We start from the raw sequence: 26,986 nt of genomic DNA, 5'->3' as shown, positions 1-26,986 counted from the left end.
ACAGGCTGAAAAAATATTTGGTGGGCTGAGTTGGGATGAGATTCAACAGCCCCTAGAGCAAATTAGAGATTACGCATTAAAGACCAAATAATTGCTTCACCATTTGTTGATTGTATTTATCCTGACTACGCCAATAAGTGGCATATACCCAATCGTGTTTTCCCCTTGTTGGGCGTTCATAAGAAGCGGGTTGTAAAATCCCCACACAAGCCAAAATTTCAATAACGGTGTTACGTTCATCCTGATTGGATTTAAAGTTAGGTACATCCGTCAGTTTATCACTCAGTGAACCCGGGTAATCATCTTGCTGACAGGATGCAATAATGGCTAATATCCCTTTTAAAATAGCTATATCATCTTTGGTCGGTTCAGAGATTGCCTGTTTAGTGAATTGCATGAGATCAAAGTAGGTATAAAGTAAATCACCATGACGCACTCCTCCCCACTTTATTCGTTCAAAGTTTAAGATATTTAAATCTGCTTCGACGTAGTTTTCATTACCTATCATGCCATATTTGAGATCTCGGCAGACCTGACACGTATAGGATGAATGACTCATTTGACCATCTTGATAAGATTGACCAGACACGACTGGCGTATATTGATGCGCTGTCATTAATTTGGCGATAAAGTATGACGCAATACCTGAGCGCCAATCAAGTCGCCGCGTTGATAAGCTGCTCAAAAATACTTTGGCAACGTGTTCAAGTGTGATTGTGGCGACGATGTTTATGATTTTATTGACACAATCATCGTGTGATATGGTAATGGGATCAAACATTAATCCTTTTTCTTTCGCATACGCGAAGTCGTTCGGCTCTGTTTTTATCTCCTTTCTGTCTTTCCAGCCATTTTTCCAATAGGTTTGAAACAGAATCTTTTTTGCTTTTTTGTCCATTTAATCACCGTATTTGTCTATTTTACTTTGAATTAGCACGAGTGAACCCTCTAGCCATTGAGTTTAACTCATTGCGATAAATGATCAGATTCAGCAGTGATGTGATGTTTTTCTTTTACTGCAATTAGCTTCGATCCGTCATTAAAAGTCACGTGCTAATCTTTAGCAAGCAAATAGTGTGTTAACACTTGCCTAAGCCCAAAGCCAAATTTCGAAAGCATAGGAAAACCTTCCCAATATTTGGATTGAAAAATACAAATCATCACCCAAAATGATCTGCTGTTTTTTGCATATCAATCTGCCAAGGTTGACCATCAATAACACCTTTTAAGATTTAAATAAACTTCATCAATTTATCCTTTACAAATAAATAATCAGCGTATAGAATTCATCCACTTTCCTGTATAATACTACTACAGGAAAATAATGAAGTAGAGTTTAAAATTACAATAAAATCGAATATTTTTTCATAGTATTAACTGTTTACAGCATTAAAAATAAAATTGTTGCGTAATTATTTTTTGCGCTACACAATCAATAAATTTTTATTCTTTTATTTGTATTTTTTTAATCATCTAATTAAAAAAAGGAATTTTCATGGAAACTAAATCTGAGTTTGTAGGGAGTAACCGTTCTGTCGTTGTAACTCTTTTATTGTGGTTTTTCTTCGGTACATTTGGTGTTTATAGGATGTATTTAGGTAAAGTCGGAACAGGTATTTTAATGCTTGTATTAACAATAATTGGCTTTATTACTATCCCTATAATAATCGGTATTCTTATATTAATTGGACTTTTTATTTGGTGGATAATTGATTTAGTTAGCATACTAAAATCACCAAAAATAAATAAAATGCCTTAAATTTAAAATTTTTAACAAAACTATAATTACTAAAGATAAAACTAGAAGTTTGTTTTATTAACTCTAGTTTTATCTTTAGTAGTAATTTACAACGATTATAGAAAGGAAAGTTCCTCTTAATAAAGTCAGATCCAACTGAGGAATAACTTCCTTCTTAACAGATTGAAATTTTATTTAAATTAATCGTTCAACTTTAAATGATAGTAATGTAGCTCTTTATTATTCAATAACACAAAAACCCTATTTCATTAATCAATTTGCTGTGTTAAATCATATAGCCATTGTTTTTATCATCACATCTTAAGTACAACCTTGTTTGTGGTATTCGGCAGTCCTATTATATTATAAAGATAAACTCACTCGCCAAATAGTATCAATACCCAGCCGCTAAACCATCCCCTCTCGGGTCGGTGGCGCCCATTAGTAGATGATTTTTTGTATCGATAAGAATGGCACCGGCATGACCCATGGTATCGGTGTAATCATCAACAATTTGCACATCATGCCCACGTAATTTGAGGGAATGAATTACATCGTTAGGTATGCGCCCTTCCACTTTAAGATTATTGGATGATGCACCCCATGTGCGGCCATGTAACCATCTTGGTGCATTAATGGCATCTTGTGGTGTCATGCCATAATCAACAATTCGTGTCACAATTGCCGCTTGCGTTTGTGGTTGTCCTTCTCCGCCCATGGTGCCATAAACCAGATAAGGTTTATTATCTTTTAAAAGCATGGCTGGATTTAACGTATGAAAGGTGCGTTTATTTGGCTCTAAACGATTAATATGGTTAGGATCTAAGGAGAAAAAACTACCACGATTTTGCAATAAAATTCCTGTATCTTTAGCAACAATGCCAGAACCAAAATCATGATAAATACTTTGAATAATAGATACCGCATTTCCTTCTGCATCAACAACACCAAACCAAACGGTATCACCTTTAGGATCTAATGGCTTTGTCTCTACACGTGCCTTTTGCATATCAATCTGTTTTGCTTGTTGCTGACCATGTTGGGTAGATAATAAGAGATCAAGCGGAATCTGATTAAAATCGGGATCAGTAAGATATTTATCTCGATCAGCAAATGCTTGTTTTGTTGCTTCAATTATTAAATGGTAATAATCAACGCTACCTTCACCCAAGGATTTTATATCAAAATTATTGAGTATATTTAGAATCTCTAACGATGCCATACCTTGTGTATTGGGTGGTAGATTATAGGCGGTATATTGTCGATAATTAACATGGATCGGGGCTACCCATGTAGCACGATGCTTAGCAAAATCATCTAAAGTCAATACACCACCATGGCTTTGCAGATCGTTGACAATATTTTTAGCAATATCACCCTGATAAAATTCCTTAGCTCCTTCATTTGCTATGGTTTTTAATGTGTTAGCTAAATCGGGTTGTTTAAGGATTTCGCCAATTTGGTAAGCTTGCCCATCGTCTTTTAAGAATACTTTTTTAAACTCCGAAAAACGCTGTAACTCCCGAAACTCTTTGTCTTTTGGATCAATATTGATTGTTGTCCAATAATTTAAGCTAGGTGAAACCGAAAATCCATGTTCGGCATAATCAATTGCTGATGCGAATAACGTGTGCCACGGTAGTGCATTTTTCATATTTTTAGAGGCATATTGGTACGCCTCATCCCAACCGGAAACCACCCCTGGAACGGTATTGGCTGCCAGATAGCCTCGCGACGGAATTTTATGGAAACCTTGATTTTTATAATAGTCTATCGTGGCCAAACTACCAGAACGACCGCTGGCATTTAGCCCTTTTAGTTCTTTGATTTTAGCGTTGTAAATTAACCAAAAGTTATCGCCACCAATGGTATTCATTTGAGGATAAACAACAGCAAGCGTTGAGGCTACGGCAATCGCTGCATCAACCGCATTGCCTCCTTTGCGTAATACATCAATTCCAGCTTGAGTCGCTAAATAATTGGGGGACGTTACCATAACATTGGTCGTTATCGGGTTAAGACAACGCGAAGGGGTATCACAGTACTTTCCTGTCTCTGATAGCGGTATATCAACAGCGCCAGATAAATGACTAATAAGCAATAAACTTATTAATATTGGGTATCTTTTCCACATTTTAGATGTTCCTCAATTGTTAACCGTAACATTTTGAGGAATGCATTTTCTGTGCCAAGAATAAACTATTTAAATTTTGCAGCTAAAATGATTATCACCAATAACGATAATACCGATCTGAATTGCCTTATAATGCTAGCGGTGTCGCACGATACTTCAAATCCGGCTGTTTAATCCACTGCTGAGCATCAATAATCGCCAGCTCTCGGGCATTTTGTTGTTTGGTGATATCAAGCACGTGATTGGCGGCATTGGCGGCGAGTTCAAAGGCGGTTAATTGGGATTGTCCATTCACTAAATGGGCAGTAAACAGACTACAAATTAAATCGCCCACGCCCAATGGACGGTGTGAAAAATCATATAATGGTCGAGCCAGATGATAGCTTTGCGATGGTGTGGCTAAAATCATTTCAAATAATTCCGTCGTTTTACCGGCATGTAGCAGATTTTTAACCAATATGGCTTGAATCGGCTTATTTTGCAGTGTTTTTATTGCGTTAAGCACATCGTTAAAGGTTTTGATTTCCAGATTCGATAATATCTGTAACTCCAATAAATTAGGTGTAATAAAGTCAGCGTATTTGATTGCTTGCTTAGTGAAGAAATCAATAATATTTTGTGGCAGAGAGCTGCCTTTATTGATGTCGCCCCCCATAACCGGATCGCAAACATAAATCGCATTAGGATTATAAAATTTAATCTTTTTTACGGCTTCAAGGATCTCTTCACCTTGTTCGGCAAGTCCAATATAGCCCGAAATAATGGCGTCAATGGATGACAATACGCCAATTTTTTCCAAACTATTGACGATTCGAGTGATTTGCTGAGCGCCCAGCACAATGCCGTCATAATGTGGATAAACCGTATTACTCGATAACTGAACGGTGTGTATTGGCATCACTTCGACACCTTGCAATTGCATCGCTAGCGTCGCCACTTTATTACCGGCATAACCATAAACAACATTGGACTGAATTGATAAAACGGTTTTCATATATTGACCTTATTCATCATAATAACGATATTTGCTTAACAAGTAGATGCAGATAATGGATATCAGTGCTAAACCGCAATAAAACAAGGCTAAGGGTAACCAAAAACTTTTGAAGGTATAAATAACATAACCACCTATCATCGGAATTAAGCTACCAAAAATAGCCGCACATCCTTGATAACTCATTGATAACCCGGTATAGCGCATTCTGGCAGGGAAAATACGACTTAAATACCCAGCTATCACACCATAAAAGCCGCTATAACAAATCACATTTAACGAAATCCCAATAATAAAACTGGTTTTTGTGCCTGAATTTATAATCGGGAATAACAAGAATACCGATGCCATTGCCAACATTGCTGTACAAATCAAAAAGCGAGTTGCCGAGAATTTTTCAGACCAATAAGAGATAAACGGTTGAGCAACAAAATGGACAATAGCGATCCAAAACAGTGCATCAACTATCACTGATTTTTCGACACCAAGTACCAAAGTAGTATAACCAATCATTAAGGTATTGGAAAAGATACCGCTAAATGACAGCACATTAGCACCAATCGCTAATATTAATAATGGCAATGCTTTTTTAAATACTTCAATAATCGGTGCTGACTCTTGCTTTAAGTCTGCCTGTTTTTTAGATGCTTCAACAAAAACCGGGGATTCGGTTAACGTCACTCTAGCAATAATGCCAATAATTAACAAAATCGCACTGGCTAAAAAAGGAATACGCCAATAACCACTATCAATCAGTTCATTAACAGGTAAACGAATAATATAAGAAAAAACCAGTAATGCTAAAATATTGCCTGCTGGGCTTCCCCACTGAGCAAAGGATGAAAAGAAGTTTTTCAATCCTTTCGGCGCATGTTCATTCGTCATCAACACGGCACCCCCCCACTCACCACCAACGGCAACACCTTGTAAAATTCGCAATGCAACCAATAAAATTGGCGATATCACTCCAGCTTGTTGGTAAGAGGGCAATAACCCGACACAGGTTGTGGCTACGCCCATTAACACTAACGTAATAATTAACGACTTTTTGCGCCCTAAGCGATCACCAATATGCCCAAATAACATCGCACCGAAAGGACGGGATAAAAAACCTACTGCAAAGGTAGCAAACGCCCCTAAAATTTGTACAAACTCGTTATCAGACGGAAAAAATAGCTGACCAAAAATCAATACCGATGCTAACGCATAGATATAAAAATCATACCATTCAATAGTAGTACCAATAAAAGCAGCAAACGCCACTTTTTTTGCAGATGAATTTGACATAAGTAAACCTTGGATTGAGCAATAACGATGGCATAGCCAGTAATGAATAATGAAACTAGCACAAAACTCTCAACATCACAATTTGTTATCGGAAAAGAGAATAAAAAATATATATTGAAATTTAACAATACTTTTATTTTGTTGAGTACAGTCAACTTGATGCAGACAAATTGATTATAACACTTTAGCTTTGGGCTCCCGATAACTTTCATCTTATTGTAGTGATAGCATCTTCAATCAACGTTAACCAATGAATATGCACAAATCGCATAATGGTATATAAAATTGATATTTCCTTATTTGTCGATAATCGCTTTTAATTAGACATAATAAAAATAACGAGATAGGTAAGGAATCATTATGGGATTGATCGCGCCTCATGCTAGTGACAGTTTACAACCTTTACAGGTTAATGACGATGAACGGCTAGCCCTGCAACAATATGCAAAAAATTTACCAGCCATCACCTTATCCAGTCGTGAAACAGGGGATTTAGTGATGTTAGGCGTCGGGGGTTTTACACCTCTGTATGGCTTTATGCGAGAAGAGGACTGGCGTAGCGTGTGCGATAATATGCATTTAGCGAACGGGGTTTTTTGGCCAATTCCCATAACCGTATCGGTGACCGATGCTCAAGCTGATACCCTAAAATTAGGTGATGAAATCGCTTTAAAAACACCAGATGGGCAGATAATCGGTATTTTGAATGTGGATAGTATTTATCGTCCAGATAAACAATATGAAGCTAATCAGGTGTTTACAACGACAGATCCAAGTCATCCTGGTGTTGCAATGCTGATGGCTCAACCACCGGTTAATTTAGGTGGTAAAGTCCGGGTTCTGCACGATAATGGCTTTAAAGCACAATTTGGTCAATATGCTTTAACGCCACAACAGACACGGGAACGCTTTAATCAATTAGGTTGGAAAAAAATAGCGGCCTTTCAAACTCGTAATCCAATGCATCGTTCACACGAATATTTAGTTAAAACCGTGTTAGAACTTTTTGATGGTGTGCTTATCCATTCATTATTTGGTAACTTAAAACCCGGCGATGTACCGGCCAACATTCGTCTTAAAGCAATTAATAGTTTAATTCACAATTACTTTGTGCCAGATTCCGTTATTCATTCCGGTTACCCTTTAGATATGCGCTATGCTGGGCCGAAAGAAGCGTTACTACATGCCCTTTTTAGACAAAATTATGGTTGTAGTCATCTTATCGTCGGCCGCGATCATGCTGGGGTCGGGGATTTTTACTCACCGTTTGCTGCACAAGAGATCTTTAGCCATTTGCAGGATGACGATTTACTCATTAAGCCAATTAAGATTGACTGGACATTTTATTGCCACAAATGTGACGGTATGGCATCAACGAAAACTTGTCCACACGGTAGTGCTGATCGCGTTCTTATTTCAGGCACAGAGGTCAGACGACGTTTACAAGCCAAAGAGCCGATACCAGAAACATTTAGTCGGCCAGAAGTCGTTGCTGAGTTATATCAATGGGTAAATCAGTAATCTGTTAAATAGTTAATCATTCATCAATCAATAAAGGGAAAAGCCATGCTAGATTTAACTAAAGTTAACCAAAAATTGCAAAATCAGTCACCGTTAACCATTATTGAATGGGCACTGAAAAAACAACAAGATATTCCCGTTAAAAGTATTATCAGTACCCATTTTGGCCCTTATGAGGCAGTACTTTTGCACCTTGTTACCCAAATCGATCCAAATATTAAGGTTGTTTGGGTCGATAACGGCTATGCCACCAATGCAACTTATCGCGTAGCCAATGAAATTACTAAGCAACTTAATCTTAATCTGCATATTTTTGTCCCACAAAGGACGACCGCTTATTTAAATGTGCGATATGGTGGGCTACCTGAACTTGATACGCCGGAACACACCGAGTTTACACAAATTGTTAAAATTGAACCGTTTAACCGTGCTTTGTCCACACTCAAACCCACATTGTGGTTTACTGCACTACGCCGTGAACAATCTGCGCTAAGGCAAGAACTCAATATTGTAACAAAAGCAGGGGACAATTTATTTAAGATCGCCCCACTACTCGATTGGACAAGTCAAGATATGCAGAATTATATCCAAAAGCTTAATTTGCCTAACGAAATGGACTACGTCGATCCAACCAAAGGACCACAAGGTAGAGAGTGCGGTTTACATAAAATAACTTTTTGATTTTTAGGATCGATCCACATTGGACTTTACCAACAGAAGATGAGTAAAACAATATTGGTTAGATTTACCCTAACTCGTTAAGGTTGCGAGCCAATAGCAATTTAACGATAGCCTAAACGCTATCAGATAAGGTCATCGTATGAGTACACAACATTTTCCTTTTAATTGTGATGAGTTAAAAAAAATTATTGAAAATTGCAACGATAAGCAGCTAGCTTGGTTATCGGGTTATTTATGGGGAGTGGCAGAAAAAAGTTCCATCGAACAAGCTTTACCGAGTACCACCCTCCCCTCCAATATGACACAAGCGGAGCAACCGAAAAAAGTCACAATCCTATCGGCATCACAAACCGGTAATGCCCGCCGAGTCGCTAACGAGTTAAATCAGGATATTGAACGTTTGGGTATTGCGGTGACTCATCTGCCGGCAGGAGAATATAAAGCTAAAAAACTCAGTCAGGAAGAGATATTAATATTGGTGACCTCAACCCAAGGTGAGGGCGAGCCACCGGAAGAAGCGTTGTCGCTCTATAAATATCTGTTTGCCGCTAAAGCGCCTAAATTAACTCATTTACAGTTTGCGGTTTTTGGCTTAGGCGACGCTTCTTATCCAAAATTTTGTCAAGCCGCTAAAGACTTTGATCAACGATTTGCTGAATTAGATGCTCAGCGCCTGCTAGTACGTGTAGATGCTGATACAGATTTTCAAACCGTAAGTACCTCTTGGCGACAGGCAGTGATTGATAAACTTAGTCAATTACAACCATCAAACACACAATCGCCAACAGAAAATTCAACCAGTATAGCCGTTAACAGTAGCCTTTATCACCGCGATAATCCATTTATTGCAACCGTTAACGTTAATCAAAAAATCACCTCATGTGATTCAGATCGCGATATTCGTCATATTGAGCTTGACCTGTCCGATTCGGATCTTCATTATCAACCTGGTGATGCGGTAGGTGTTTGGTATCAAAATAGTAATGAACTTGTGGAGGAGATACTAAGTATCACCCAGCTTGCAGGTGAAACGCCAGTTGAACATCATGGACAACAGATCGCTTTAAAAACGGTTCTGACTGAATATGTTGAATTGACTCAAAATACGCCGATCATTATTGAAAAATACGCTCAAGCCGTTCAACATCCCGAACTTCTTACCTTAATTGGCGATCGAGAAGCCTTATTGGAAATGAGTCAAACATTACCACTGGTTGATATGCTTAACCGCTATCGCGGCAAGATAGCGGCACAGGTCTTCGTTGGATTGCTTCGGCCTCTTACTCCGCGTTTCTATTCCATTGCTTCTGCGCAAGATGAAGTTGGCTCAGAAGTTCATCTTACCGTAAATGTAGTACGTTATCAGGTCGACGATAAGATCCGTATGGGCGGCGCATCTGGATTCTTAGCAAATCAAATTGCTGATCAAGATCAAGTCAAAATTTTTATTGAGCATAATGATAATTTTCGATTACCTGATGATACTCATGCACCAATCATTATGATTGCTGCCGGTACGGGCATTGCCCCGTTTCGGGCGTTCTTACAACAGCGTGCGAGTCAAGGTGCTACCGGTAAGAATTGGTTATTCTTTGGTAATCCACATTTTATATCCGATTTTCTCTATCAAGTGGAATGGCAGAGCTATGTTAAAGAAGGTCTGTTAACTCACATCGATCTTGCTTGGTCACGAGATCAAGCCGAGAAAATCTATGTACAAGATAAATTAATGGCTCAAGCCAGTAATATTTGGCAATGGCTACAAGAAGGTGCCTTTATCTATGTTTGTGGGGATGCTAAACGTATGGCAAAAGCGGTTGATTTAGCGCTTCAACAAATTTTAATGACTCAAGCACAATATCGTCAAGAACAAGCTATCAGTTATTTGGATGAATTAAGAAGTCAAAAACGCTATCAACGAGATGTTTACTAATGATAAACAGATACCACAACTAATTTTAATTTATCGAGTGATGTAATATGAGCAACAATAAATCTAAAACCGTTACCCTGACTCAAACCGTCAATTTAACACCGCCACAAAATGATGTCTCTGATCTGCCTTTATCGGATTCTGAACGATTTAAGCGAGAAAGTAATTATTTGCGAGGCACTATCGTTGATGATCTTAATAACGGTTTAACGGGTGGCTTTAACAGCGATAATTCTCAGCTAATTCGCTTACATGGCATGTATCAGCAAGATGATCGCGATATTCGTAAAGAACGCACAGAACAAAAACTCGAGCCACTGATCTCCATGATGTTACGTTGCCGCCTGCCCGGTGGTATCATCACCCCGAAACAGTGGCTGACTATCGATAAATTTGCTACTGAAGCAACAAAATATGGCAGTATTCGACTCACGACTCGACAAACTTTCCAATTTCACGGACTGTTTAAACGCAGCCTTAAATCTGCTCATCAGCTGTTGCATAAGATAGGACTGGATTCGATCGCCACGGCCGGTGATGTGAATCGTAACGTTTTATGTACTTCAAATCCTGTGGAATCAAAAGTTCATCAACAAGCTTATCATTGGGCAAGTAAAATCTCAGAACATCTTTTACCGAAAACCCGTGCTTACGTTGAAATATGGCTGGATGGTGAAAAGCTTTCTACCCCCGATAGTGAGCCAATTTTAAGTTCGACTTATTTACCGCGTAAATTTAAAACTGCCGTTGTCATCCCCCCGATTAATGATGTGGATGTTCATGCTAATGATCTTAGCTTTGTGGCGATCGCAGAAAAAGGCGAACTGATCGGCTTTAATGTATTAGTTGGTGGTGGTTTGGCAATGACGCATGGTGATAAAACAACTTACCCACGCAAAGCCGACGATTTTGGTTTTATTCCTGTCGAAAAAGTACTGACGTTTGCTGAGGCCGTTGTGACCACCCAACGTGACTGGGGCAACCGCCATAATCGCAAAAATGCCAAAACCAAATATACGCTTGAACGCGTTGGCGTGGAAAACTTCAAAAAAGAGGTCGAACTACGTGCCGGCAGTCAATTTCTAAGTAGTAAACCTTATAAATTCAGTCAACGTGGTGATCAATTTGGTTGGTATAAAGGTATTGATGATAACTGGCATTTAACGTTATTTATTGAAAATGGTCGGTTACTTGATTATCCCAATAAACCATTAAAAACCGGCGTTGCAGAAATTGCCAAAATTCATCAAGGTGATCTGCGTATAACCGCCAATCAAAACTTAATTATTGCTAACGTGCCAGCAGAACAAAAAGCAGCCATTGAACAGATTGCTCGACAATATGGACTGCTTGACGATACGGTCACATTACAGCGTAAAAATTCCATGGCCTGTGTGTCTTACCCAACTTGCCCACTTGCTATGGCTGAAGCAGAACGGTTTTTACCGACGTTTGTAACTAAAATAGAACAGATGTTAACTCAGCATCACTTATCCGATGATTATATTATTTTGCGTGTAACCGGTTGCCCTAACGGTTGCGCCAGAGCCATGTTGGCGGAAGTGGGCATGGTGGGTAAAGCACCGGGGCGCTACAATTTATATCTCGGCGGTAATCGAGAAGGCACACGAATTCCGCGGTTATACAAAGAAAACGTGAATGTAGAAGAGATTTTATTAGCACTCGAACCACTTATTGCCGCATGGTCCATTCATCGTAATAAAGAAGAAGGATTTGGTGATTTTGTTATTCGTCATGAGATTGTGAAACCGGTACTCAATTCAGCAATTGATTTTTATCAGGAGGCGAATTGAAGCGAATGTAAAAGTTATTAGCAGGTAATCTTAAACTGGGATTATTGACTAGTAAGTAGGCATATATAGCCATAATTCATATGGTTATTACTTTATCATATTTGTCTTTTTTATACGTTCTTTTATACTGAAATTACTTATCGAAACACGTAATTTTATTAATAAAATTAGGAATAAACATAATTTATAAATGAGATAAAATACCTATAACCTATTTTAGGATATTGCTTATGTTCGCTGGCGGTCTGAAATTTTTAAATAATTTACTTTTTAATACGCGTTATTAATTATATACAGCAAATTACACATAAATAATAAAACTATATCAATGAAAATAAAGTAATTTTTACTGGAAAGATCGCTATGAACTTACAACAATTAAGGATTATTCGGGAAGCTGCGCGTTGTAATTATAATTTAACCGAAGTCGCAAATTCTTTATATACATCTCAGTCAGGAGTAAGCCGTCATATCAAAGAGCTCGAAGAGGAGCTGAATATTGATCTTTTTATTCGTCAAGGTAAACGGCTGATTAATATGACTGAACCTGGTTTGGAATTGGTGGTTATTGCCGAGCGCATTTTAAATGAAATTAATAATATTCAGCGGTTATCAACCATTTTTTCTAATACTGATGAAGGTTCATTAGTGATAGCGACCACTCATTCGCAGGCTCGTTATATTCTTCCGAACATTATAAAATCTTTTAGAATGCTTTTTCCTAAAGTCCATATCATTATCAATCAGGGTTCATCCAGTGAAATTATCTCTCAGCTTCTTTCTGGCGAAGCGGATATCGGTATTGATAATGAAAGAGTGGATAACAGTTCACTTGCTACCTACCCTTTTTATCGCTGGCATTACTCGATAGTTACCCCCAAAGATCACCCTTTGACTAAAGCCGATAAAGTGACATTAGATATGTTGCAACCGTTACCTATCATCACTTATCGTCAAGGAATCTTTCCTCGTAACAGTATCGATAAAGCCTTTTCAGCTACTGGATTAACGCCCAATATCTCGCTCAATGTTCAAGAGCCTGATGTTATTAAAACCTATGTTGAGTTAGGATTAGGGATTGGTATTTTAGGCAATAAAATGTATAACCCTGATCATGATATCAATTTAGTTGAATTGGATGCGAAACATCTGTTTGAGTCACATATTACATGGCTCGGATTAAAGCGACATAAATTACAACGCAATTATATTTGGCGCTTTATCCAATTATGCAATCAAGAACTATCACTGGAAGACATCAAAAGCCATGCATTATTTGAGCAATCACACTCTAAAATACTTGATTATCAGATTTAATTTATAGGAATCATTCTCGTTAAATCATAAACTCTAATAGCTCATCTTGCATAAAAATATTAACGAGTGAGGGTTGCCAGTAGACAGTATCACCAATTTCAACTTGCTGTTGTTCATATTGTCGATAGCTAATAGATACATCAATATGCTTTGGTTGTCCGGCTACAGCAATTTCCAGAAAGACGGTTGGACCAGCCGTATGTATACGTACAACTTCTCCTTGGATATCATTTTTTCGGGCCATTTTAGCAATACTGATTTCGTGAGGTCGAACATAAGCAAGAGCAGACTGATCAGACCAGGTACCTTGTTCCCTCATATCTTTGTGAAAATCACCAATGATTAATGTATTATTTTCAATGTAACCATATAAAAGGTTAACATCCCCTAGAAAATGCGCAACAAAGGCGGTTTTGGGTTGCTTATAGACTTCGGCAGGGGTACCTATTTGCTCGATGTGACCTTGATTCATTAAAATTATTCTATCAGCAACTTCCAGTGCTTCTTCTTGATCATGGGTAACAAAGATGCTGGTAACATTGAGTTCATGATGAAAATCACGTAACCAACGTCTTAAATCTTTACGGACTTTAGCATCTAAAGCACTAAAGGGTTCATCAAGCAACAACACATTAGGTTTCGAAGCCAACGCACGCGCTAACGCAACTCGCTGACGCTGACCACCTGACAGTTGGTCTGGATAACGTTTGGCAAAATGGTCAAGTTGCACTAATTCGAGTAATTGATTAACGCGTTCATCAATTGCTGTTTTATTTAATCGTACTGATCTTGGTTTCATTTTTAGTCCAAATGCCACATTTTCAGCTACATTCATATGCCGAAATAACGCGTAATTTTGAAAGACAAAACCAATATCTCGTTGCTTGGCGCTCAGCTTTGTTACTTCCCTATCAGCAAAATAGATTTGTCCTGAACTGGCTGTTTCTAAACCGGCTATAATGCGCAGTAAAGTTGTTTTTCCACAACCAGATGGGCCTAATAGTGCAACTAATTCACCTTGTTTTATGCTGAAATTGATATTTTCTAAGACATTAACGTGTTCAAAACTTTTATTGATATTGTGTAGTGTAATACTCATATCTACCTCTTAGTTCCCGTAATGACATTCATTGGCTAAGCGCCTTTCAATCCATTGACGAATCAAGAGTAACGCAAGCGACATCATTAATAGCAAAATAGCGACACAGAATGCAGCAACAATATTGTATTCATTGTATAAAATCTCAACATGAAGCGGTAAGGTATTGGTGTAACCACGAATATGCCCAGAAACAACCGATACCGCGCCAAACTCACCGAGTGAGCGAGCGGTGCAAAGAACAACACCATGCATTAAGGCCCATTTAATATTGGGTAAAGTAATGTGGAAAAAAATTTGCCAGCCATTCGCACCAAGGACGCTGGCGGCCTCTTCTTCATGAGTACCTTGTAACGCCATTATCGGAATGAGTTCTCTTGCCACAAAAGGAACGGATACAAAAATCGTTGCTAAAATAATTCCTGGAATCGCATAGACAATTTGAATATTCCACGCCTGCAAAAACGGATACAACGCACTTTGTGCGCCAAATAGCAATACATAGATTAAACCTGCCACAATCGGGGAAATCGAGAACGGTAAATCAATTAATGTGACTAATATTTGTTTGCCTTTGAACTGATATTTAGTTATGACCCAAGCTGCACATACACCAAATATCACATTTAATGGTACCGCTACACCAACGGCAATCAGTGTTAATTTAAAAGCGGATAAGGTATCTGGCTCAATAATCACTTGCCAAAATGCATTTACACCATTAGCGAGCCCCTGCGCGAGCACCACAACCAGCGGCAACACCAAAAGTCCGAAAAACAGCAATACCGCCAATAAGATTAGCAATAGCTGTAAACGGGTTACTCTCTTTTTTTCTGTTATTGATTGTAATATCTGCATAATCTTATATTAATGGTTTTTATTAATCTTACGGTTAAGTTTTCGCTGTAAACTGTTCATAATTAATAACAATACAAAAGCAATCAGTAACATCGTTACACCAATCGCGGCAGCGGCATCATAAGCATATTGGTCAAGTTTTGAGACAATTAATAACGGTAATATTTCGGTCTTAAATGGAATATTACCGGCAATAAAGACCACTGAACCATATTCGCCAATTGCACGAGCAAAAGCGAGAGTAAACCCCGTTAGCCAAGCAGGTAAAATGGCAGGTAAAATAATATGCATAAAAATTTGCCTAGGCGATGCACCAAGCAAACTCGCCGCTTCTTCTTGTTCACGTGGTAAATCAGCCATAACCGGTTGTAAAGTGCGCACAACAAACGGCAATGTAACAAATAACAGCGCTAAGGTAATGCCAATGGGGGTATAAGCAATTTTAAAACTAAACCATTGCCCAATTGGCCCGTTTTTGGCATAAATTGCGGTTAACGCAATGCCAGCAACGGCTGTTGGTAAGGCAAACGGGATATCAATACAGATATCCATTATCTTACGTCCTGGAAATCGATAACGTACCAGTACCCAAGCCAATAATAAACCAATAAAGCTGTTTAAACCGGCGCTGATAAATGCGGTACTTAATGAAAGAGTTAATGCCAATAAAAACTGTTTGCTGACTAATAACCGATGCCACTCCTCAAAAGACAGCTTTGTTGAATAAAGAAACAAACCTAATAACGGAATAAGCACAATCAAACTAAGAAAGGTTAAAGTATAACCTAACGTTAAGTTAAAACCTGGGATGATCCGTTGTTGTTTAATGCTTGCAACTTTCATAACATTCACCTTTATACCGCAAAGCTAAGTGAGCACACACTTAACATCGCCAGAATAAGCAGTAATTAGTTTATCTCAGCATAAATTGCATCAAAGATGGCCCCATCACTAAAAAATTTTTTTTGCACTGTTTGCCATCCACCAAAATCGTTATCAACCGTAACTAACTTAATAGTAGGAAACTGATCAGCATATTGTTTAAGGACATCAGGATTAACAGGACGGTAAAAATGCTTGGCTATAATGTGTTGTGCCGGATCGCTATATAAGTATTCCAAATAAGCTTGCGCTTGCTTACGTGTACCTTTGCTATCAACAACTTTATCGACTAAAGCCACAGTCGGCTCAGCTAAAATGGATAATGAGGGCATAATAATTTCTAATTGATCGCCACCTTGCTCTCTTAACGCCAAATAAGCCTCATTTTCCCAAGAAATTAAAACATCACCTAAGCCTCGCTGTACAAAGCTAATGGTTGCGCCTCTGGCACCAGTGTCTAAAACTGGAACATGTTGATATAATTTGGTGACAAAGTCTTGAGCTTGTTCATCGTTACCATAGGTACTTTTAGCATAAGCCCAAGCCGCCAAAAAATTCCAACGAGCCCCACCCGAGGTTTTGGGATTGGGTGTTATTACCTCAACATCATCTTTTATGAGATCACCCCAATCATAAATCTGTTTTGGGTTACCTTTACGCACTAAAAAAACAATAGTTGAATGGTAAGGCGCACTATTATTTGGCAACCTAGCTTGCCAATCAGGTGATATGTTAGTTTGATAACGATTTAACGCATCAATATCACTCGCTAAAGCAAGCGTAACCACATCGGCCTGCAAACCATCAATGACCGAACGCGCCTGTTTACCAGACCCACCATGCGAATTATTTATCGTCAACCGTTCACCGGTTTGCTGCTGCCAATACTCGATAAAAGCCTGATTATATGCTTTATAAAGTTCTCGCGTGGGATCATAAGAGACATTGAGTAATTCAATTGCTTGCGCTTGATGCATAAAAGTGCAAATTGCCAATAAGATTAAGCTGATTCCATGCCTATATAATTTTTGAAAAAGAGGTAAATTTTTCACTCGACACCTCACGCTACGCTACTAATGTATTGGATTAGTAATGATAAAAATATGAAATAATTAGACCAAATTATGGTGAGATGCGAAAACGATTATTTTGCATTTAGTTATAACAAAAATAGATATATAGGTGTGAAGAGAGATGAGAGTGTCGAGGTTTTGGATATAAAAAAACAGTTCAAGCAGATATTCTTTGAGCAGATCTTCGATGTGCCATTGTATTACGATACAACGATTGTATTGAGTCTTTTCCTCCAATGGTTTGACCGAATTCTGTTGCGCTTTCAGCCCAATTATTGAGAAACTGTGCGAGTTGTTTATTGAAGGATTTTTCTTTATTGGTCAGTTCAAGATTAAGAGCTTTATGCAAAGCGACTTTAGAAATTGCTAGTGGATCAATAAAGTGATAATAACTTTTCAGATCTAGCGAAACCGCAATAACATCACGATCTTTCTTTAGTTCATCTCTTATAGATGTAAGATCATCATTACGCCACTTTTGATAAGGCTGAAAATAAGGGACAAACGAGCCAATTGAACTGATATGGAATGGTTTTTCATCATTATCTGCAAATAGCTCATCATTATGGATACGTTTTAACCTCGCGCCGTAGCAGCTATCGTCAAGTTTGCCGTCAAACCTATGCCCAATCATATTAATCCACAGCGCAGAAATAATGTGAGTTTCTACTGGAAAATCTCCCACAATTCTAAATTCAGGAACGATATCGTAATTATTGAATAGATTTTCTACAGCCTTTTCTGGTTTAGAAAAATGAACGTGATCGTTTTCAGTAGTATCTGATTTTTTGGTTGTAGAAAGTTTCTTCGGTAGTAATCTAAAACTTCCCATTAGTTTATTATTATTTTTAAAACCTTTATCGGTTTTTAATTGCCCTAACAACCCATTCAGGTTAGCTAATAAGTTTTGCTCATATTCAGTGAACTTGATAGCAGTTGGGAAGGTATTCTCAAAGAAGCAGTCAGCTTTGGCCTTTCTATATGCGATGAGGAGATCTTCTATGGTTAAAGATCTCCACCCTGTGAATTCAGCCTGATAGCTCATATTATTCCTTTTTGTTTATTCATCAATACGTTAATATCATTTTAGTGAACTGTTTTGTTAACTCATTATTTCAATTTAACATCATACACTGTAACATTAACCTATTTTATGTATAATCATACAGGTGAATCACTAAAAATCCATCAAAGATAAACTTAATAAATAGCTGTAATTACCTCTGCTTGCCACAAAAGGAAAAGCAAATATTTCATTGATTAATATGAAATATATGACAAGCTCAATAGGTTTAAAAATGAATAAAAAATTAGATTTAATACAAGATCAAAACAAACAACTTATTAATGAAGTTAGTAATAAACAACTATCTAAAATTTTGTATTTTTTACCAATTATAAGTGGTTTTATTTTAGTATGGCGATTCTTATTACTTATTAATAGAACTGACATTCTTCAAGAAATAGTATTTAGTACACAAGGATTAATTTTTATTTTTCTTGTATTTATTCTTTTTGTGCTAGCTATTGGATCTGCTTTATTTATTCCTAGTTTTATCTTCATCCTATTTTCATGGGCATTTGAAATGGATGAGAATGCCATATCCGTCCCGAAAAAACAATTGATAAAACGAAGTCTTTTGGGATCACTGTTTTTTTTATTTTTGATCTTTTCATTCTCATTTTATGCTTTTAAAATAAAATTTGATTTTTCATTTAATTTGATATTTTTTCTTTATTTTATTTTTTTATTTATATCATTCGTAAAATTTAAAGAAACAATAAAACTAATAGACTATCAAAAGGTCATTAACAAAATACAAAAATCACATAAAACTAAGACTTATTTAAGTAAAGATGGAAGAATCTTTTTTTTCTTTTTAAAGCGAAAACTTTATTTTCTAATTTTTATCTTTATTTTGTCATTTACATCATTGTCACCAGTTTTATTAATTCTCTCTAGTATAAAAGGAGGAAATTATTTTACATCTTGGTTTCTAATTTTTTGTTTATGTAGTTGCCTGATTTTTGTCTCTTATATTCCAGCATTGATCTACTATAACATTAATAAATCCTTAAAAAGTTCTCTGGCATTAATATGTATTATGTTTAGTTTCACAATAGGCGTTTCCTTTGCCTTCCCTAGTAATTTATTTATTAAAGGGTTAGAAAAAGCATTAATTATTAATAGTAACCAATATAATGCAATCATAAACAAAAATATTTATCCTAAAGATATATTTAGTAATAACGAATGGGAGCCTCAAAAATCATCTGATGACCCAAATATCTATCATTTAAAGGGAGAAAAATTATTTAATATATCTTCAAATGTCCTATTTTGCCCCCCTGGAACATATCAGGATCTTATAAATAGTTCGATTTACGATTTTGATGAACCAAAACATGACGTACTTATTAATAATTTGAAAGTTAAAGGAAATAGTTGTGTTGTGCTTGATGCTAAGACTACACAATTTAAAAAGTTACTAGCAGAATAAATTCCTTTAATAACATGAAGCATTATAAAAATATAAAGCATTTTTATAATGCATAATCTTCTAACACAGCATCAGTCATGCAATCTAAATGTTCTTGCTTATTGAGCTCTTTATTATTACTACTAATAACCTCTAACCAAGCTTAATAAAAAGCTGTGCGGAGCTCATGTTAAAATCCTTTTAATTGCTGATAAATATCAACAATTTTCCTTTTTGTTAAACTGGCACAATAAGATGCATATTTGATCACTTGCTTGACAACATCACGACCACTGTCATCTAGCTTGTTTTCAATAATCACTAAATTACCATCTTTATCAAGTGCTAATAGATCCAAACATTCACGGGTATCATCAAAACCATCAAACTCCTTTTGAATAATCAGTAACTCTTCACCTAATGCATCGGACTGATAGGTGAGCCACTCTTGTAAATGTTTACGCTCAGTAAATCCTAATTCACTAAAACACTTTACATTTACCGGACTAATTCGGTTAGTTTGACGATCGATGATAAACATAGCTTATCCTAATTTTTATTTTGACAACTCGGCTACAACTTTGTCTTTTTTTGTTACAAAATATCCTATAATCCATTTAATTGAATCAATGAACTCGGTTTAATGCCTTAAACGTAGTGGTAAAATGTTGTTTTGCATCATTTCCATATAGGCTTCTTTAATGCTGCGCCAATAACGTAACTTAGGTACAGGGTTTTCAGTGCTTGTCTTATACACATCATAATGGCTAGTATTTCGTAATTCATCCTCACCATTTTGTTTGCTACGATTTGGATTATAGTTATCCACCACAAAACGCAGTTTATCCACCTCAACCGCCCAAATCTCAGCAAATTTTGTGACTAAATGTTGAATGGTTTCACTGATCATCTGTTCCAGCAACTCAGTAATATTTTTACCACGGTAAGATTCCGGATCACGCTTAATATTTTGCCAAAGCGTATCCATTAGGCTCGCAAGTTTTGAATTTTCTTCACTCAGCGTTTGAATATAGTTATCGACTTCTTGATATTGCGTGTCATCCTCTAAATGTAAGCCTGATGCTGTTTCTGCATTAGGTACAACACGCTGAATAAGAGATAGAATATAACGATAGTTAATTTCTTCCATCCGGTGTGTAAGCAGAACATATTCAATATCTAACGGCTCTACTTCATCATCATCACGATTATCGCGCAGCTCTTCAAGCACATTAACATAAAAACCATGATAGCCTTCTATCTCACTTTCTGTAATAGAGAAATCTTCTTCGAGCTTAGTAATATCAAAATCAAAATAGACTGATGCCGCGTTAAATGCTTTATCAAAACGCTGGTATAGCTTTGCAAATTGCCGTTTTTCACCTAGTGTGAGATGATGAGTCGCTTCAGGTGTAGGCACTAGATTGCGTAACGCTTTTATCGCTCGTTGTAAACGGGCTTTCGCTTCTTGCCAGGTTGGGGCAAGAACATGATTTTCACCACCATTAGAGTAAAGAAATAAAGCTTGTTCAACAGCGTCTTGATAGAGAAGGGGTGTTTGAAAAGTGACAATTTGACCAAAGGTTTTGCCCTGATCAAATAATCGATTAGTACGTGAAAACGCCTGAATAATATCATGTGGCCGCATTGGAGGCCGGTCGATGAATAAAGTCGAAATGCAAGGAGCATCAAAGCCGGTTAATAGTCTATCGACCACAATAATAATATCAATCTGTTCAGCTCGTCTATGATACCGGCTTTGTTTTCTAGCCAGTCTGGCATTGATATTTTGATTATAGGCACGAATTGTTTCAAGAGTAAAGTTCGTATCATAGCACTGATTATAATCAACTAACACTTCTTTCATTTTTTCTTGATTGCGAATTGATGATTCTTCATTTTCAGAGAGTGAATATGTCATCGCGACTTTAGGAAAATCTGGCAATATACTTCGTGTGTGCTCACTAATTTTGACGGTTTCAAGTCCGGCTATCACACGTTTAAACAAATCATAATATTCCTGTGCAATGGCGATACTTGGTACCGTTAAAATTGTACCATAAGCTTTGCCTTCACCATTTTCCGTCGTAAAACCAAGTTTGCTTTTTGATTTATTGATAATCGAGTCAATGACTTTTAAGCGATGCCTATTATCGTCATATACCTCACTAGGAATGAGCTTTTCTTTCTCTTTCGTACTTAACTGGTTCAGCTCTTTGTTAGCATGATAATGGCAAATAATTTTATCAATTTCATCTTCTTCAAGAGTACTCTTATATTCCACTTGAAAGCCAAGTACTGCTTGATCGTTAATTGCCTCTTTTACCGTGTATTCATGTAAACGCTTACCATACTGCTGTTCAGTCGTTCTTGCTAAATCACCTAACTCAGCGCGTGGATTTTCGGCAAAGATTGGCGTACCAGTAAAACCATACCATAGCGCATACTGAAAACAGCGATCAAGCTCCTGTTTTTTTCGTGGTGTGACAGCGCGGTGACACTCATCAACAATAAACGCCACTTTAAGGGATTTTATTTTATCGTAGCGTTTTTGTTTGCGTTCGCTAATATTCGTTTCTGCCATGCGCTTCATTAAATGATTAAGTTTTTGAATAGTGGTAATAACCACACCACGATCTTCACTTGCCAGTCGCTGTACTAAATCATTGACATTATCAGTTTCATCAATTGATACAGGATCAAATTCAGCATAAGAAGTAAAAGAACTGGTCGTTTGCTGATCAAGATCGACGCGATCAACAATAAATAGGGTTTTATCAATCGCTGGTATCTGTAACAGATTACACGCCACTTTATAAGAGGTTAAGGTTTTTCCCGAACCGGTAGTGTGCCATACATAACCAGATTGCTGTCGTGCCGAAGCCTGCTTAACCGCTTCAATAGCATGGATCTGATAGGGTCGTAATAAAATTAACGCTTCATTATCTTTGTCGGTAATTGAATATTGAGTGACAATTTTATGTGCCTGTGGAATAGATAGCACAGCTTTAGCAAAAGCCAAATAGTCGGTGATAGGTTTATTACTGGTATCCACCCATTTACATAAAAAGCGTTCATTTAATTGAGAATATAGTGCTGAAGCAATATAACGGGTATCGGTGCCATTACTCACAACAAACATCTGAACTGAAGAAAAAATACCTTTAAACTTCCCTTCTTTTAGGTATTTTTTGATCTGACGGAAGCCATCCATATAAGGGTGCTGGCGATTTTTTAGTTCAATATGAATCATTGGCAAACCGTTGATCAGCAATGTCACATCAAAAATACGGTTACGATCATTTGCTTGCTGCTTACCGCTGGTAAACTGATTAATTACTTCATAACTCGTGCTGCCACCAGCTACATCGGCGCGATTAATCACATTCAAACGAATTGTACCAAGGCTGGCATCTTCACGCTGTACTTGTACTTTAGCGATACCATTTTCACCAGCAAGCCATTTAGCCGCTTCATAAAAACTAATAAAAGTCAGCTGTGTTTTAACCTGCATAAACTCTTGCTCCGTTAAAGCGACGCCGCGTAATATTGCACGATTATTCGCTTCAAGAATGTTGCGTAAGTTTTGCCATAAAGCTGCTTCATTGGTTAAATCATCCCGATAGTGCCATTGAGATTCACCTTGAATCAGTTGATTAATCAGGTTGATTTCTAACTCTCGTTCTTTAGTAAATTGAATCGCCACAGGCTGTCCTTTTTATAATGATCCACTAAATAAATAATCGCTGTAACATCGCTTTTTTAAGTGTTTGATAATGGGTTAACTTATTTTGTTGTTCAGTAATTTGTTTATCCAATTGTTGGAAAAAGTTACCGATTTGGGTTTGTTCTTTTAAAGATGGAACTAATGTGATTGTTGGCTGTACAATAGAAATGTAATGTCGAGCATGACCATCATTAATAATTTTTTCAGTATTCAACCGTTCAAATGCAAACTTGAGATCGAACCCTTTTGTTGGCGTGAGTATTTTTATTGCTGAAGATTTAACCATATAGGCAAAGTCTACATACTTAGAATCTAAAGTAAAGTCATCAAAAATTATACAAGCACCTTTATCATAAATATTTTTTTCATCAGTAAAACCAAGAATGAAAGATTTATTTGCTGTTAATACAGGAATTCCTTGATCTAAATATTCTGTATTCGATACTAAATAATTATCAGGTCTTTCATAAATAAATATATCTCTAAACTTTACTTTAACCCAATCCCCACTAAACCCCTTAAAACGTCTCTTTGGTCTTTTTTCACCATTTTGTGGAAACATTTTTTGCAGCATGGCTTTTTTATAGTTTTGAGCTTGAGTTAAGGCGTTTTGTTGTATTTCAATCACTTGATCTAGTTTTTGGAAAAAATGACCTATTTGAGTTTGTTCTTTTAATATTGGTACATTAACCGTTCTTTTCTTCCAGTCATTAACATCAAAAAATAATTTTTCAATATCAATACCGTATGAACTAAGAAAAAACTGCTTATACATAATAGGTAAACTGGATAAAATGGAAAAAAATTGAATATCCATCTTATCTGTTCCTTTGGCAACTAAATACTCATTGGAAACAATAGAACCATCAAGTGTTTCAGGTAAAATCCCATTAGCACCATGCACAACTTGTCGTTTAGAAATAATGTAATCGCCTTTTTTAACTTCAAACTGGGATTTAACTAATACGTCTTTACCTTTAAAAATACCTCGACTAACAATACCTTCATTACGCCTTTTTACTGTAATTAATTGGTAGTCTGTATCATTCTGCATCTTGATCGGACGCTTAACTTCATGCAGTGCTCTCGCAAATGATAATGATTGCCACTCCTCACTAAATCCCTTAAACCTCAGTTTAGGGACTTTACTCTTAACACTTGCCATTACCGACTCCTTGTAATGCCGCTTTAAAGTCTGCTAACTCTTTTTCCGCTTCTGGTGTCGTGCCCGTTAGTTCATCTAACATCGCAATCAGTTCATTTTCTGCGGTTTTTAGTTCTTGTTGTGTCTGCATCATCGCGGTGGATAAATCAGCTAGAGGAATCTCTGGTTCAGCTTCAAAGGTATCAACATAGCGGGGAATATTAAGGTTAAAATCATTCGCTTCAATTTCGTTAAAACTCGCCAAATAGCTGAATTTGTCGATAGTTTTGCGTTCTACATAAGCTTTAAAAATGGTTTCAACATGTTCATCAGTTAAGACGTTTTTGGTTCGCGCTTTTTCAAATAATTCTTGGGCATCAATAAACAGCACATCACGTTGATTGTAATCTTTACGTAAGACAATAATTGTGGTTGGAATACCAGTATTATAAAAAATATTCGCAGGTAAACCTATCACAGCATAAATATGACCGTTTTCAAGTAATGTGCGGCGTATTTTCTCCTCGCTGCTGCCTCTAAACAATACCCCATGTGGCAGCACAATCGCCATAGTGCCCTTTGATTTTAAATGGTAGAAGCCATGCAGTAAAAAGGCAAAATCAGCACGCGATTTGGGCGCCAACACCCCATAAGGTGCAAAACGAGCATCATCTAAAAAGCCTTTTACTGCACTCCAGTGCGCGGAATACGGTGGATTCATTAATACACCATCAAAATTGGTTGGTTCATCTGTTGGCCAGTCATCACTTAGTGTATCGGCATTGCTTAAATATTGATTTGCAATCGGCACTTGGTGCAACATTAAGTTCATACGGGCTAGATTATAGGTTGAAGTATTAATTTCCTGACCAAAATAGAGCACGGTTCCTGGTTCTTGACTCTCTTTTTTAATATTAAGCATCAATGAACCCGAACCCATAGTTGGATCATAAATACTAAAACCTTTTTGTTTGTGCTTGCCATGCATCACAATTTTAGTCATTAATTTTGCCACACCATGTGGTGTATAAAATTCCCCCGCTTTTTTTCCTGATTCAGAGGCAAATTCACTGATCATATATTCATAAGCATCGCCCAAGATATCGCCGACATAACCATCTAAATCAACCTCTGCCAATTTTTTCATTACAGCCGAAATAGTTTCATTTTGCTTTTGTGGTGAGGCCCCAAGCTTACGCGAATAAAGGTCAATATCCTGAAATAGGTTGGCAAAAATCTCATGCGCTTGTTCAATATTACGAAAACCTTGTGCTAAGGTTTCTAATTGGAAAGTGCTGTTATTAATATCATTCAACAATTGAGTAAAAGTATATTGTGGCTCTATTACATAAGAAAACTGAGTATTGAGCACCTCTTTAAGATCTTGCTGTAATTCTGGATTAGCATAAGCCTTAGTATAGATTGCTTGTGCTTGTTTTAAATCATCAGCTTTCTCTTCTAACTGATCAACCGCATAATCCAACATATTATCCGATAGGTATTTATAAAAAATAATACCCAACAAATAGTTTTTGTATTCATTGGCATCCATCTTGGAGCGTAAAATATCGGCTGACGCCCAAAGCGCGTTATAAAGTGTGCTAGAATTTTGTTCCATGTAGCAGAATCTCATCAATTAATGATTAACATTGTTGTTAATTTTATCAGATTTATAAATTTTTTATCCATTATTAAAAATAATAGGCTAATTTGTTACTTATAGTGACTACTTCCTAAACACTTCCCATAAATGCCATTCAACAAACCGATCATGCAAATAATCTTCTTTTATACCTGGTAGTAAGATATTTTTAACTTCAAAATCCCAGAACAATTTTTCAACCCTTTAATGACCATTAACGCCACTTGATATTTTCATTTTTAAACTGCCTTCAATATTAGTTAATTGCCAAACCCCATCGCTTTGTAAACGCCAAAAAGGCATATTCGGATAATAATGCGATCTTGCTTGACCAAATCTCATCAATAAATCTAACAATGGCTTTTCAATTTCAGTACTATCATTAAACAAACGCTCATGCCCCTACTTATATTGAGATAAAACGTAAAATAGTAACAAAGGTTTATGCGGAGCTCTTTGATCGCCTTTTTTCCAAATAGAGAGATCGCTGATTTTTTGTTGTAAATGTTTGATATCCATCATTCCATAAACTGAATGCAAAAGATTGGATATTATGACAAATATTACATTAATTTTGTGAGATAGCTCACAAAGTATTAAACCGTTCAATAAACAGATTTAAAAAAAATGATAATTAAATTGTATTTAAAAATAGAAGTGTA

At 36.8% G+C, this 26,986-nt stretch carries 18 protein-coding genes and 3 pseudogenes; 7 read left to right on the top strand and 14 right to left on the bottom strand.

Annotated features, from left to right (window positions below; translation table 11 throughout):
- Positions 1-76: 76 nt before the first annotated feature.
- On the bottom strand, positions 77-898 hold the full coding sequence (locus tag J4T76_RS05515) for a hypothetical protein (RefSeq protein ID WP_267355976.1): 822 nt from the start codon (positions 896-898) through the stop codon (positions 77-79).
- A 597-nt stretch (positions 899-1,495) separates the two neighbouring features.
- Between J4T76_RS05515 and J4T76_RS05510 the strand changes: the two genes are divergently transcribed.
- Complete coding sequence (locus J4T76_RS05510; protein WP_267341151.1) at positions 1,496-1,759, top strand: TM2 domain-containing protein; 264 nt, start codon at positions 1,496-1,498, stop codon at positions 1,757-1,759.
- A 373-nt stretch (positions 1,760-2,132) separates the two neighbouring features.
- Here the strand turns inward: J4T76_RS05510 and ggt are convergent, their stop codons facing one another.
- The 3 genes from ggt to J4T76_RS05495 all read right to left on the bottom strand — a co-directional run bounded on the left by ggt (position 2,133) and on the right by J4T76_RS05495 (position 6,153).
- On the bottom strand, positions 2,133-3,872 hold the full coding sequence (ggt, locus tag J4T76_RS05505; protein ID WP_267355974.1) for a gamma-glutamyltransferase: 1,740 nt from the start codon (positions 3,870-3,872) through the stop codon (positions 2,133-2,135).
- 127 nt (positions 3,873-3,999) lie between these two features.
- Positions 4,000-4,866 (bottom strand): pyridoxal kinase PdxY, encoded by an 867-nt coding sequence (pdxY, locus tag J4T76_RS05500; protein ID WP_267355972.1) that lies wholly within the window; start codon positions 4,864-4,866, stop codon positions 4,000-4,002.
- Positions 4,867-4,875: 9 nt separating this feature from the next.
- Positions 4,876-6,153, bottom strand: a complete 1,278-nt coding sequence (locus tag J4T76_RS05495; RefSeq protein WP_267341143.1) for an MFS transporter — start codon at positions 6,151-6,153, stop codon at positions 4,876-4,878.
- Positions 6,154-6,513: 360 nt separating this feature from the next.
- Between J4T76_RS05495 and sat the strand changes: the two genes are divergently transcribed.
- The 5 genes from sat to J4T76_RS05470 all read left to right on the top strand — a co-directional run bounded on the left by sat (position 6,514) and on the right by J4T76_RS05470 (position 13,419).
- On the top strand, positions 6,514-7,674 hold the full coding sequence (gene sat / locus J4T76_RS05490; RefSeq protein ID WP_267355970.1) for a sulfate adenylyltransferase: 1,161 nt from the start codon (positions 6,514-6,516) through the stop codon (positions 7,672-7,674).
- Between the two features lie 45 nt (positions 7,675-7,719).
- The gene (locus J4T76_RS05485) at positions 7,720-8,355 is read left to right on the top strand and encodes a phosphoadenosine phosphosulfate reductase domain-containing protein (RefSeq protein WP_267345858.1); all 636 of its coding nucleotides are present in this window, start codon (positions 7,720-7,722) and stop codon (positions 8,353-8,355) included.
- Positions 8,356-8,494: 139 nt separating this feature from the next.
- Positions 8,495-10,288 (top strand): assimilatory sulfite reductase (NADPH) flavoprotein subunit, encoded by a 1,794-nt coding sequence (locus J4T76_RS05480; protein ID WP_267355968.1) that lies wholly within the window; start codon positions 8,495-8,497, stop codon positions 10,286-10,288.
- Positions 10,289-10,335: 47 nt separating this feature from the next.
- A complete protein-coding gene (cysI, locus tag J4T76_RS05475) occupies positions 10,336-12,102 on the top strand; it encodes an assimilatory sulfite reductase (NADPH) hemoprotein subunit (RefSeq protein WP_267355966.1) in 1,767 nt (588 codons plus the stop codon).
- 363 nt (positions 12,103-12,465) lie between these two features.
- Positions 12,466-13,419, top strand: coding sequence for a LysR substrate-binding domain-containing protein (locus tag J4T76_RS05470; protein WP_267355964.1), 954 nt, complete (start codon positions 12,466-12,468; stop codon positions 13,417-13,419).
- A 19-nt stretch (positions 13,420-13,438) separates the two neighbouring features.
- Here the strand turns inward: J4T76_RS05470 and J4T76_RS05465 are convergent, their stop codons facing one another.
- The 5 genes and pseudogenes from J4T76_RS05465 to J4T76_RS05445 all read right to left on the bottom strand — a co-directional run.
- Entirely contained in the window at positions 13,439-14,518 is a 1,080-nt protein-coding gene (locus tag J4T76_RS05465) for a sulfate/molybdate ABC transporter ATP-binding protein (RefSeq protein ID WP_267341135.1), read from the bottom strand.
- Between the two features lie 9 nt (positions 14,519-14,527).
- Positions 14,528-15,376 (bottom strand): sulfate ABC transporter permease subunit CysW, encoded by an 849-nt coding sequence (gene cysW / locus J4T76_RS05460; protein WP_267355962.1) that lies wholly within the window; start codon positions 15,374-15,376, stop codon positions 14,528-14,530.
- A 9-nt stretch (positions 15,377-15,385) separates the two neighbouring features.
- Positions 15,386-16,204, bottom strand: a complete 819-nt coding sequence (gene cysT, locus J4T76_RS05455) for a sulfate ABC transporter permease subunit CysT (protein ID WP_370632644.1) — start codon at positions 16,202-16,204, stop codon at positions 15,386-15,388.
- Positions 16,205-16,284: 80 nt separating this feature from the next.
- A complete protein-coding gene (locus tag J4T76_RS05450) occupies positions 16,285-17,235 on the bottom strand; it encodes a sulfate ABC transporter substrate-binding protein (protein WP_416379906.1) in 951 nt (316 codons plus the stop codon).
- 322 nt (positions 17,236-17,557) lie between these two features.
- Positions 17,558-18,376 (bottom strand): annotated as a pseudogene (locus tag J4T76_RS05445) (hypothetical protein); the annotation flags it as partial.
- Between the two features lie 253 nt (positions 18,377-18,629).
- Here J4T76_RS05445 and J4T76_RS05440 point away from each other — a divergent pair.
- Positions 18,630-19,832 carry a hypothetical protein gene (locus J4T76_RS05440; protein WP_267355958.1) on the top strand — a complete coding sequence of 401 codons (1,203 nt, stop codon included), beginning with the start codon at positions 18,630-18,632 and terminating at the stop codon, positions 19,830-19,832.
- Positions 19,833-20,016: 184 nt separating this feature from the next.
- Here J4T76_RS05440 and J4T76_RS05435 read toward each other — a convergent pair.
- The 5 genes and pseudogenes from J4T76_RS05435 to J4T76_RS11855 all read right to left on the bottom strand — a co-directional run.
- Positions 20,017-20,352, bottom strand: a pseudogene (locus tag J4T76_RS05435) (DUF4268 domain-containing protein); the annotation flags it as partial.
- 99 nt (positions 20,353-20,451) lie between these two features.
- Positions 20,452-23,517, bottom strand: a complete 3,066-nt coding sequence (locus J4T76_RS05430; protein WP_267355955.1) for a type I restriction endonuclease subunit R — start codon at positions 23,515-23,517, stop codon at positions 20,452-20,454.
- Between the two features lie 25 nt (positions 23,518-23,542).
- On the bottom strand, positions 23,543-24,703 hold the full coding sequence (locus J4T76_RS05425; RefSeq protein ID WP_267355953.1) for a restriction endonuclease subunit S: 1,161 nt from the start codon (positions 24,701-24,703) through the stop codon (positions 23,543-23,545).
- Positions 24,690-26,300 carry a type I restriction-modification system subunit M gene (locus J4T76_RS05420; protein WP_267355951.1) on the bottom strand — a complete coding sequence of 537 codons (1,611 nt, stop codon included), beginning with the start codon at positions 26,298-26,300 and terminating at the stop codon, positions 24,690-24,692. The genes J4T76_RS05425 and J4T76_RS05420 overlap by 14 nt, the downstream gene beginning before the upstream one ends.
- 273 nt (positions 26,301-26,573) lie before the next feature.
- Positions 26,574-26,846 (bottom strand): annotated as a pseudogene (locus J4T76_RS11855) (phosphorothioated DNA-binding restriction endonuclease); the annotation flags it as partial.
- Positions 26,847-26,986: the final 140 nt, after the last annotated feature.

The sequence above is a fragment of the Gilliamella sp. B3022 genome, from assembly GCF_028751545.1.
Taxonomy (GTDB): Bacteria; Pseudomonadota; Gammaproteobacteria; order Enterobacterales; family Orbaceae; genus Gilliamella.
The sequence above is the reverse complement of the archived record's forward strand: the minus strand, read 5'-3'. Positions and strand labels throughout refer to the sequence as shown.

Coding starts and splice junctions, on each gene's coding strand:
- J4T76_RS05515 (WP_267355976.1), bottom strand. CDS start 898: ATGGACAAAAAAGCAAAAAAGATTCTGTTTCAAACCTATTGGAAAAAT.
- J4T76_RS05510 (WP_267341151.1), top strand. CDS start 1,496: ATGGAAACTAAATCTGAGTTTGTAGGGAGTAACCGTTCTGTCGTTGTA.
- ggt (WP_267355974.1), bottom strand. CDS start 3,872: ATGTGGAAAAGATACCCAATATTAATAAGTTTATTGCTTATTAGTCAT.
- pdxY (WP_267355972.1), bottom strand. CDS start 4,866: ATGAAAACCGTTTTATCAATTCAGTCCAATGTTGTTTATGGTTATGCC.
- J4T76_RS05495 (WP_267341143.1), bottom strand. CDS start 6,153: ATGTCAAATTCATCTGCAAAAAAAGTGGCGTTTGCTGCTTTTATTGGT.
- sat (WP_267355970.1), top strand. CDS start 6,514: ATGGGATTGATCGCGCCTCATGCTAGTGACAGTTTACAACCTTTACAG.
- J4T76_RS05485 (WP_267345858.1), top strand. CDS start 7,720: ATGCTAGATTTAACTAAAGTTAACCAAAAATTGCAAAATCAGTCACCG.
- J4T76_RS05480 (WP_267355968.1), top strand. CDS start 8,495: ATGAGTACACAACATTTTCCTTTTAATTGTGATGAGTTAAAAAAAATT.
- cysI (WP_267355966.1), top strand. CDS start 10,336: ATGAGCAACAATAAATCTAAAACCGTTACCCTGACTCAAACCGTCAAT.
- J4T76_RS05470 (WP_267355964.1), top strand. CDS start 12,466: ATGAACTTACAACAATTAAGGATTATTCGGGAAGCTGCGCGTTGTAAT.
- J4T76_RS05465 (WP_267341135.1), bottom strand. CDS start 14,518: ATGAGTATTACACTACACAATATCAATAAAAGTTTTGAACACGTTAAT.
- cysW (WP_267355962.1), bottom strand. CDS start 15,376: ATGCAGATATTACAATCAATAACAGAAAAAAAGAGAGTAACCCGTTTA.
- J4T76_RS05450 (WP_416379906.1), bottom strand. CDS start 17,235: ATGCATCAAGCGCAAGCAATTGAATTACTCAATGTCTCTTATGATCCC.
- J4T76_RS05440 (WP_267355958.1), top strand. CDS start 18,630: ATGAATAAAAAATTAGATTTAATACAAGATCAAAACAAACAACTTATT.
- J4T76_RS05425 (WP_267355953.1), bottom strand. CDS start 24,703: ATGGCAAGTGTTAAGAGTAAAGTCCCTAAACTGAGGTTTAAGGGATTT.
- J4T76_RS05420 (WP_267355951.1), bottom strand. CDS start 26,300: ATGGAACAAAATTCTAGCACACTTTATAACGCGCTTTGGGCGTCAGCC.